This is a genomic window from Streptomyces sp. UH6 (assembly GCF_013421635.1).
Lineage (GTDB): Bacteria > Actinomycetota > Actinomycetes > Streptomycetales > Streptomycetaceae > Streptomyces > Streptomyces abyssomicinicus.
The window spans coordinates 1-8,661 of record NZ_JACADT010000150.1 but is presented as its reverse complement, the minus strand read 5'-3'; the positions used below and the strand labels follow the sequence as shown (position 1 = coordinate 8,661).

Here is an 8,661-nt window from a genome sequence, read left to right as displayed (position 1 = left end):
CGAGCACGCGGCGCGCCCCTCCGTGCCGGCAGCCGGGGGCAGCTGCGCGTTGCTGACGCGGCGTCCGTCGAGGAGGTGGACGACACGGTCGGCCAGGGCGGCCGCCTCCAGGTCGCCGGTGGCCAGCACCACCGTGATGTCGTGCGAGCGGGCCGCGGTCATCAGGGTCCGCAGCACGTGCACCCGGTCGGCGCGGTGCAGGGGGGCGGTCGGCTCGTCGGCGAACAGCACGGTGGGCGACGGCGCGAGAGCCCGGGCGATCGCCACCCGCTGGCGCTGTGCCTGGTCGAGTTCCAGGGGGCTCCGGCGGGCGACCGAGCCGACGTCGAGGCGTTCCAGCCAGTCGACGGCCCGCTCCTTCGCCCGGCGGCGGCCCATGCCGCGCAGCATCAGCGGAAGGGCGGCGTTCTCCCAGACGTTCAGCTCCGCGATCAGCCCGGGCTCGGGGCCGACCCAGGCGAACCGCTCGCGGCGCAGGCGTTCGCGGCCCAGCGGGCCCAAGGTGTGGACGGGCGTGCTGTTGAACCAGACCTCCCCCCTGGTCGGGGTCAGCATGCCCGACAGGCAGCGCAGCAAGGTCGTCTTGCCGCTGCCGCGGGGGCCGCCGACGGCGAGGATCTCACCGTCCCCGACGCCCAGTGACACGCCGTTCAGCCCAGGCGTGCGGTCGCGATGCGTGAAGTGCAGGGCACGGGCCCAGAGCACGTCGTTGTCCGGCGGGGCCTCCACGGGCGTCACCTCGGTTCAGATCGCGTTTTCATCCTGCGTGTCCCCCGTCCGGGGGAACGAAGGCAGACCCGATCGGTCACTGGGCACGCTAGGTAGAACCGGGCGGCGGCCGTGCGAGGCCGCGGCCTGCGGGGGCCGTGTCTCACCCGTCCGGCCCCGGACGGCGACGGATTTGTCACACGGTCAGCTCATCCGCCCGGAAGGGGCGAGGTGAAGGGCCGGGCGGAACGGTGTGGGGCCGCCCGGCCCGGCCGCGGGGAACCGGCGTCAGAGCTTGGTCCACGCCTCCGTGAGCGTCGCGCGGAGGATCTGCTCGATCTCGTCGAAGGTGCCCTGGTCCGAGATCAGCGGCGGCGCCAGCTGGACCACCGGGTCGCCGCGGTCGTCGGCCCGGCAGTAGAGGCCGTTCTCGAAGAGCTTCTTCGAGACGAACCCGTAGAGGATCCGCTCGGTCTCCTCCGCGTCGAAGGTCTCCTTGGTGTTCTTGTCCTTGACCAGCTCGATCCCGTAGAAGAACCCGTTGCCGCGCACGTCGCCCACGATCGGCAGGTCGTGCAGCCTGCGCAGCGTGTCGAGGAACGCCGCCTCGTGGTCCAGCACGTGCTGGTTGAGCTTCTCCGACTCGAAGATGTCCAGGTTGGCCAGCGCCACCGCAGCGGAGACCGGGTGGCCGCCGAAGGTGTACCCGTGCAGGAAGACGTTGTCGCCCCGGTAGAACGGCTCGGCGATCCGGTCCGAGACGATGCAGGCTCCTATCGGGGAGTAGCCCGAGGTCATCCCCTTGGCGCAGGTGATCATGTCCGGCTGGTAGCCGAACTTCTCGCAGCCGAACATGGTGCCCAGGCGGCCGAACGCGCAGATGACCTCGTCGGAGACGAGCAGCACGTCGTAGGTGTCGCAGATCTCGCGGACCCGCCGGAAGTACCCGGGCGGCGGCGGGAAGCAGCCGCCCGCGTTCTGCACCGGCTCCAGGAAGACCGCGGCGACCGTGTCGGGGCCCTCGAAGAGGATCTGCTGCTCGATCTGGTCGGCGGCCCAGCGGCCGAACGCCTCCGGGTCGTCGCCGTGGACGGGGGCGCGGTAGATGTTGGTGTTGGACACCTTGTGCGCACCCGGCACCAGCGGCTCGAACGGGGCCTTCAGGGCGGGCAGCCCGGTGATCGAGAGGGCGCCCTGGGGGGTGCCGTGGTAGGCGGTGGCCCGGGAGATCACCTTGTGCTTGGTGGGCTTCCCGGTCAGCTTGAAGTACTGCTTGGCCAGCTTCCAGGCGGTCTCCACCGCCTCCCCGCCGCCGGTGGTGAAGAAGACCTTGTTCAGGTCGCCCGGGGCGTGGTGGGCCAGCCGCTCGGCCAGCTCCACCGCCTTCGGGTGGGCGTAGGACCACACCGGGAAGAACGCCAGCTCCCGCGCCTGCCGGGCCGCGGTCTCGGCCAGCTCGGCGCGGCCGTGGCCCGCCTGGACCACGAACAGGCCCGCGAGGCCGTCCAGGTACCGCTTTCCGGTGTCGTCGTAGATGTGGACGCCCTCGCCCCGCACGATCGTCGGCACGGGAGCGTTCTCGTACGACGACATGCGGGTGAAGTGCATCCAGAGATGGTCGTAGGCGGACCTGCTCCGATCGCTGTTGCTGGGATCCTGGCTGTTCACGGTTATCGCGTTCCCCACATGTATGTCTGCTTCTTGAGCTTGAGGTAGACGAAACTCTCGGTGGAGCGCACTCCGGGGACGGCGCGTATCCGGCGGTTGATCACTTCGAGCATGTGGTCGTCGTCCTCGCAGACGATCTCCACGATCAGGTCGAAGGATCCCGCGGTCATCACCACGTACTCCGCCTCGTCCATGGCGCCGATCGCCTCGGCCACCGCCTCCACGTCACCCTCGACGTGGACGCCGACCATGGCCTGCCGGCGGAACCCCACGGTGAGCGGGTCGGTCACCGCCACGATCTGCATCACGCCCTGGTCCAGCAGCTTCTGCACCCGCTGCCGCACGGCCGCCTCGGAGAGGCCGACCGCCTTGCCGATCGCGGCGTACGGGCGCCTGCCGTCCTCCTGGAGCTGCTCGATGATCGCGAGGGAGACGGAGTCCAGGTGCGGGGCGCCGTTGCTCGGGTCTGCGTTTCGACTGGCCACGCCGCCACTCTGCACGACGGATCGGTCGTCCGGCAAGAGCGAATCGATGAAATCCGTCGTCCGTCAGCCATTCAGCTGCGGATTTCGCAGGAAACACCGGGGTGGGGGTGTCGTAAACGCCGGTGCCCGGACTAGGGTGGGCGTCTCAACCAACGAGACGTTCCGCACGGCGCCCGTGGGGGACGCCCGTACAGGACACCCGCACTGATCAGGAGGCCGGCAGTGAGCACCGAACTGCGTCGTCTGCGCAACTACATCGACGGTGAGTTCCGGGACGCCGCCGACGGACGCACCACCGAGGTGGTCGACCCGACGACGGGCGAGGTCTACGCCACCGCCCCGCTGTCCGCGCAGGCAGACGTCGACGCGGCCATGGCGGCCGCCGCGGCGGCCTTCCCGGCGTGGCGCGACACGACGCCCGCCGAACGGCAGAGGGCCCTCCTGAAGATCGCCGACGCCGTCGAGGAGCGGGCCGAGGAACTCATCGCGGCCGAGGTGAGGAACACCGGCAAGCCGGTCGGGCTCACCCGCACCGAGGAGATCCCGCCGATGGTCGACCAGATCCGCTTCTTCGCGGGTGCGGCCCGGATGCTGGAGGGCCGCTCGGCGGGCGAGTACATGGAGGGACTGACCTCCATCGTCCGCCGCGAGCCGGTCGGCGTCTGCGCGCAGGTCGCGCCCTGGAACTACCCGATGATGATGGCCGTCTGGAAGTTCGCCCCGGCCATCGCCGCGGGCAACACCGTGGTCCTCAAGCCGTCCGACACCACGCCGGAGTCCACCACGCTGCTCGCCGAGATCCTCGGCGGGATCCTGCCCAAGGGCGTCTTCAACGTCGTCTGCGGCGACCGCGAGACCGGCCGGACGATGGTCGAGCACCCCACCCCCGCCATGGCCTCCATCACCGGATCGGTCCGCGCCGGCATGCAGGTCGCCGGCTCCGCGGCCAAGGACCTCAAGCGGGTCCACCTCGAACTCGGCGGCAAGGCGCCGGTCGTGGTCTTCGAGGACGTCGACGTCGACAAGGCCGTCTCCGCCATCGCCGAGGCCGGCTACTTCAACGCCGGCCAGGACTGCACCGCCGCCACCCGGGTGCTGGTCCACGAGTCGGTGCACGACGAGTTCGTCGCCGCCCTCGCCAAGACCGCCGCCGCCACGAAGACCGGGCGGCCCGACGACGAGGACGTGCTCTACGGCCCGCTGAACAACGCCAACCAGCTCGCCCAGGTCTCCGGCTTCGTCGACCGCCTCCCGGCCCACGCCAAGGTCGAGGCCGGCGGCCACCGGGTGGGCGACAAGGGCTACTTCTACGCCCCGACCGTGGTCTCGGGCCTGAAGCAGGACGACGAGATCGTCCAGCAGGAGGTCTTCGGCCCGGTCATCACCGTCCAGTCCTTCGCCGACGAGGCGCAGGCCCTGGAGTACGCCAACGGCGTCGACTACGCGCTGGCCTCCTCGGTGTGGACCCGCGACCACGCGCGGGCCATGCGGATGTCGAAGGCGCTGGACTTCGGCTGCGTCTGGATCAACACCCACATCCCGCTGGTCGCCGAGATGCCGCACGGCGGGTTCAAGAAGTCCGGCTACGGCAAGGACCTCTCCGGCTACGGGTTCGAGGACTACACCCGCGTCAAGCACGTCATGACGTCCCTGGAGGGCTGACGGCGGACGCGGCAGGACGACGACGGGGCCCCGGGCGGTGGTTGGACCGCCCGGGGCCCCGTCCGTCTGTCCGCGGGCCGGTGCATCGGGCCGGTGCATCAGGCCGGTGCCCGGGCCGCTCGGGGCATGTATTTGAACATGTTCAAGAATGGCGTACGCTCCTCCGTGTGAGCGACAGAGCCGCCCTGCTGAAGGGCATTCGCGCGTGGTTGCTGTTCTTCGTGGTGTGTCTCGTGCTGAGCGGGATCACCGCCTTTCCCCTGGTGCACGAGCTGCGCTGGGCGCAGGAGGCCGTGTCCGCCCTCCCGGCGCCGGACGGGCTGGTGGAGTGGATCACCCGGGTCCGCCGCGGACTGGACGAGGCGGATTCCAGCTACCCGTTCCTGCTGTACGGGACGGACTGGCTGGCCTTCGCCCACCTGGTGATCGCGGTCGCCTTCTGGGGGCCCTACCGGGACCCGGTGCGCAACATCTGGGTGATCGAGTTCGGCATGATCGCCTGCGCGGGGGTCATCCCGCTGGCGCTGATCTGCGGGCCGATCCGGGGCATCCCGGTCTTCTGGATGCTGATCGACATGTCCTTCGGGGTGTTCGGGGTGATCCCGCTGCTGATCCTGCGTCGCCGGATCAAGCGGCTGGAGGCACTGACCGCGGCCGCCGGCCCGGCCGGCCCGGGCGGTCAGGCCGGCCGGGACGGCCGGGACGGCGCGGACGGCCGGGACGGCACGGTCGGGCCGCTCCCGGTCAGCGGTTGAAGGCCGGGAAGGCGAAGCGCTGCGCGATGGCGAGGCCGTCACCCCGCGCGTCGGTGGAGTTGACCGAGTAGACCACCGTGCGGGACAGGTTCCGGGTGGCCGCCACCACCGTGTGGTAGCCGGGGCGGGAGCCGGTCTTGCCCCAGACCTCCAGCCCGTTGATCTCGAAGCGCTCCAGACCGAGGCCGATGGTCGCGGCCCTGCCGTTCTCGTCGTCCACCTCCGGGACCTGGAACATCTGGTCGAGGTACGGCTGCGGGACCACCTCGCCGCGGAAGAGCGAGACCATCAGGGTCTCCAGGTCGGCGGTGGAGGAGATCAGGTCGCCGGCCGCGAAACGATCCGTCATGTTCCACTCGGTGACGTCCGTGAGGCGGCCGCCGACCCGCTCGTACCCGCGGTTGTGGGGGCCGCGGATCCGGGGGTCACCGTCCACCGGGAAGTAGCTGTCCCGCATGCCGAGCGGGCGGAAGATCCGGACCTCGGCCTGGTGGGCGAAGGTGTCCCCGGTGACCTCCTCGACCAGCAGGCCGAGGACGACGTAGTGGATGTTGGAGTACCGCTGCACCTCGCCGGGCGTGGTGCCCGGCCCCGCGGCGACCGACCCGGCGACCACCTCCTGCGGCGTCAGGGTGTCGAACCGGTGCTCCCACATGTCCTCGGTGGTGTCGCCGAAGGACGCACCCGGCCGCAGGCCGCTGGTGTGGTTCAGCAGCTGGCGCACCGTCATCGGCGCGAACTCCGCCGGGAAGAGCCCCGGCAGGTAGCGCTGCACGGGCCGGTCCAGGCCGATCCGGCCCTCGGCGGCGAGCTGGAGCACCATCGAGGCGGTGACGACCTTGGAGGTGGAGCCGGCCCGGAAGCGGGCGTGCCGCAGGGCGGGGGCGCCGGTGGACAGGTCCCGGACGCCGGCCGTTCCCAGCCAGGCGCCGTCACCGCCGACGCGGACCTGGGCGGCGGTGGCCTCGTCGTCGGGCAGACCCGAGATCGCGTCGCAGAGGGCCTTGGCGTCCGGGCCGGGCGTGAGCGTCACGCAGGACAGGGGCGGCCGCGGAGCGGCGGCCGCGGTGCCGGCCGGTGCGAGGAGGGCGCCGATCCCCAGGGTCAGGGCGGCGGCGACGGCGGTGACACGGGCGGTGCGGGCGGTACCGGGCATGAGGTTCTCCTCGGGACGACGGGTGCTTACGGCACGGGCCATCCTGCTGGTGGCAGCCGCCGGTGCGGATCATCGTCGAGAAGGGCACGGACCCGGTAACACCCCTCACCTTGCAGGGAGTTGTGGCCCGGGGAGAGGGTGGGGGCGCCCCTTAGGGGGCGCCCTCCGGCACCACCGGCCGCGGGGCGTCCCGCACGGCGGCCAGGACGTCGATCCGGTTGGTGGTGACCGAGTCCACGCCCGCCGCGGCCAGCCGGCGCATGGACCGGCGGGTGTCCGCGGTCCACGCCGAGACCAGATAGCCCTCGCTGTGCAGCCGCCGCACCAGTTCCCCGGTGACGAGGCCGAAGCGGTAGTTGAGCCACCGGGGCCGGACCGCCGCCAGCAGTCCGGCGCGCGGCGGCACGGAAGTGGTCCAGGTCAGCGCGAGTTCGGCCGACGGGGCGGCGGCCCGCAGCGCCAGCAGGGTGGACGCCGACCCCGACCAGTACACACGGTCCTGCGCCCCGGTCTCCCGCACCGTCTCCAGGACGCGCCGCAGCGCACCCGGCGTGCCGACCGCGCCGGGCAGGTCGAGCAGCACCCGGTGTCCCGCGGTGACCTCCAGGGCCCGCGCCAGCAGGGGCACGCCGCCGCCGGTGAGGTCCCGCAGCCCGGCGGCGGTGAGCGAGGAGACCGGACGGTCGTGGCCCCACAGCCGCTCCAGGGTGTGGTCGTGCAGCAGCACCGGCACCCCGTCGCGGGTGAGGCGGACGTCCACCTCCACCGCGTCCGCGCCGCGCTCCAGTGCGGAGCGCAGCGAGGGCAGGGTGTTCTCGCGGTGGCGGTACGGGTCGCCGCGGTGGGCGACCGCGGTCAGGGAGCGAGCCACGCGGCGGTGTAGGCGTCGATCTCCGCCGCGATCCGGGCCTTGCCGGCCGGGTCGAGGAAGGAGGCTTCCACGGCGTTCTTCGCCAGGTCGGCCAGACCCCGCTCGTCCAGGTCCAGCAGACGGGCGGCGACCGCGTACTCGTTGTTCAGATCGGTGCCGAACATCGGCGGGTCGTCGGAGTTGACCGTTACCAGCACCCCGGCCTTCACGAACTCCTTGATCGGGTGCTCGTCCAGGGTGCGCACCGCGCGGGTGGCGATGTTGGAGGTCGGACACACCTCCAGGGCGATCCGGTGCTCGGCGAGGTGCTCGAGCAGGCGCGGATCGCGGGCCGAGCTGGTGCCGTGACCGATCCGCTCGGCGCCCAGCTCGCGCAGCGCGTCCCACACCGTCTCCGGGCCGGTGGTCTCGCCGGCGTGCGGGACGGAGCGCAGCCCGGCCGCGCGGGCGCGGTCGAAGTACGGCTTGAACTGCGGCCGGGGGACGCCTATCTCCGGGCCTCCGAGTCCGAAGGAGATCAGCCCCTCGGGGCGGACCGCGTCGTCGGTGGCCAGCCGGACCGTCTCCTCGGCGGACTCCAGACCCGCCTCGCCGGGAATGTCGAAGCACCAGCGCAGCACCGTGCCGAAGTCCGTCTCGGCGGACTTCCGGGCATCCTCTATGGCCTCCATGAACGCCTTCTCGTCCATGCCGCGCCGGACCGAGGAGTACGGGGTGACGGTCAGCTCGGCGTACCGCACCTGCTGGCGGGCCATGTCGCGGGCGACCTCGTAGGTCAGCAGCCGGACGTCCTCAGGGGTGCGGACCAGGTCGACCACCGACAGGTACACCTGGATGAAGTGGGCGAAGTCCGTGAAGGTGAAGTAGTCGGCCAGCGCCTCCGGATCGGTGGGGACGCGCGAGTCCGGGTGGCGGGCGGCCAGTTCCGCGACGATCCGCGGGGAGGCCGAGCCGACGTGGTGGACGTGCAGTTCGGCCTTGGGAAGACCCGCGACGAAGGCGTGCAGGTCGCGGGGGACGCCGGCGTCGAGGGTGTGTCCGGCGGCGGGCTGGTCGGTCATGGAGGTCCTCCCTGGGTCCGCATCATCGTAGGGCCGACCGCCGCGCGCACCGCCGTGGGCCATAGGATGGCGCGTCCGCGTACGGATGGCGTGCGCGGCGCAGCAGGAGGGGACAGCCACCGCATGGCCGACAACACCGCCGACAACCCGTACGCCGGGGGCACGCCCGACCCGTGGGCGAAGCCCGCGGAGAGCGCGCCGCAGCAGCCGGGGGCGGTGCCGCCGCCTCCCGCGTCCGCGCCCAGCCCGTTCGGCCCGCCGCCGCAGGCCCCGCAGGGCTTCGGCCCCGTGGTCC

General features: G+C 72.0%; 8 protein-coding genes. 2 read left to right on the top strand and 6 right to left on the bottom strand.

The window, feature by feature from the left end:
* The 3 genes from HW445_RS10880 to HW445_RS10870 all read right to left on the bottom strand — a co-directional run.
* On the bottom strand, positions 1-729 hold a 729-nt coding region (locus HW445_RS10880), incomplete at its 3' end, for an ABC transporter ATP-binding protein (protein WP_180220819.1).
* 267 nt (positions 730-996) lie between these two features.
* A complete protein-coding gene (locus HW445_RS10875; RefSeq protein ID WP_374939629.1) occupies positions 997-2,394 on the bottom strand; it encodes an aspartate aminotransferase family protein in 1,398 nt (465 codons plus the stop codon).
* A complete protein-coding gene (locus tag HW445_RS10870; RefSeq protein WP_180220817.1) occupies positions 2,379-2,876 on the bottom strand; it encodes an Lrp/AsnC family transcriptional regulator in 498 nt (165 codons plus the stop codon). The genes HW445_RS10875 and HW445_RS10870 overlap by 16 nt, the downstream gene beginning before the upstream one ends.
* 207 nt (positions 2,877-3,083) lie before the next feature.
* Here HW445_RS10870 and HW445_RS10865 point away from each other — a divergent pair, with 207 nt between their 5' ends.
* Positions 3,084-4,523, top strand: a complete 1,440-nt coding sequence (locus HW445_RS10865) for a gamma-aminobutyraldehyde dehydrogenase (RefSeq protein ID WP_180220816.1) — start codon at positions 3,084-3,086, stop codon at positions 4,521-4,523.
* 167 nt (positions 4,524-4,690) lie between these two features.
* Complete coding sequence (locus HW445_RS10860; RefSeq protein ID WP_308798847.1) at positions 4,691-5,278, top strand: hypothetical protein; 588 nt, start codon at positions 4,691-4,693, stop codon at positions 5,276-5,278.
* On the opposite strand, the gene HW445_RS10855 is transcribed toward HW445_RS10860, so the two are convergent.
* From HW445_RS10855 to HW445_RS10845, 3 genes are all read right to left on the bottom strand, one after another.
* Entirely contained in the window at positions 5,268-6,434 is a 1,167-nt protein-coding gene (locus HW445_RS10855; protein ID WP_180220815.1) for a serine hydrolase, read from the bottom strand. The two genes, HW445_RS10860 and HW445_RS10855, sit on opposite strands and share 11 nt — an antisense overlap.
* Positions 6,435-6,585: 151 nt before the next feature.
* On the bottom strand, positions 6,586-7,305 hold the full coding sequence (locus tag HW445_RS10850; protein ID WP_180220814.1) for a glycerophosphodiester phosphodiesterase: 720 nt from the start codon (positions 7,303-7,305) through the stop codon (positions 6,586-6,588).
* Entirely contained in the window at positions 7,290-8,366 is a 1,077-nt protein-coding gene (locus HW445_RS10845; RefSeq protein ID WP_180220813.1) for an adenosine deaminase, read from the bottom strand. Before HW445_RS10845 ends, HW445_RS10850 begins: the two co-directional genes overlap by 16 nt.
* Positions 8,367-8,661: the final 295 nt, after the last annotated feature.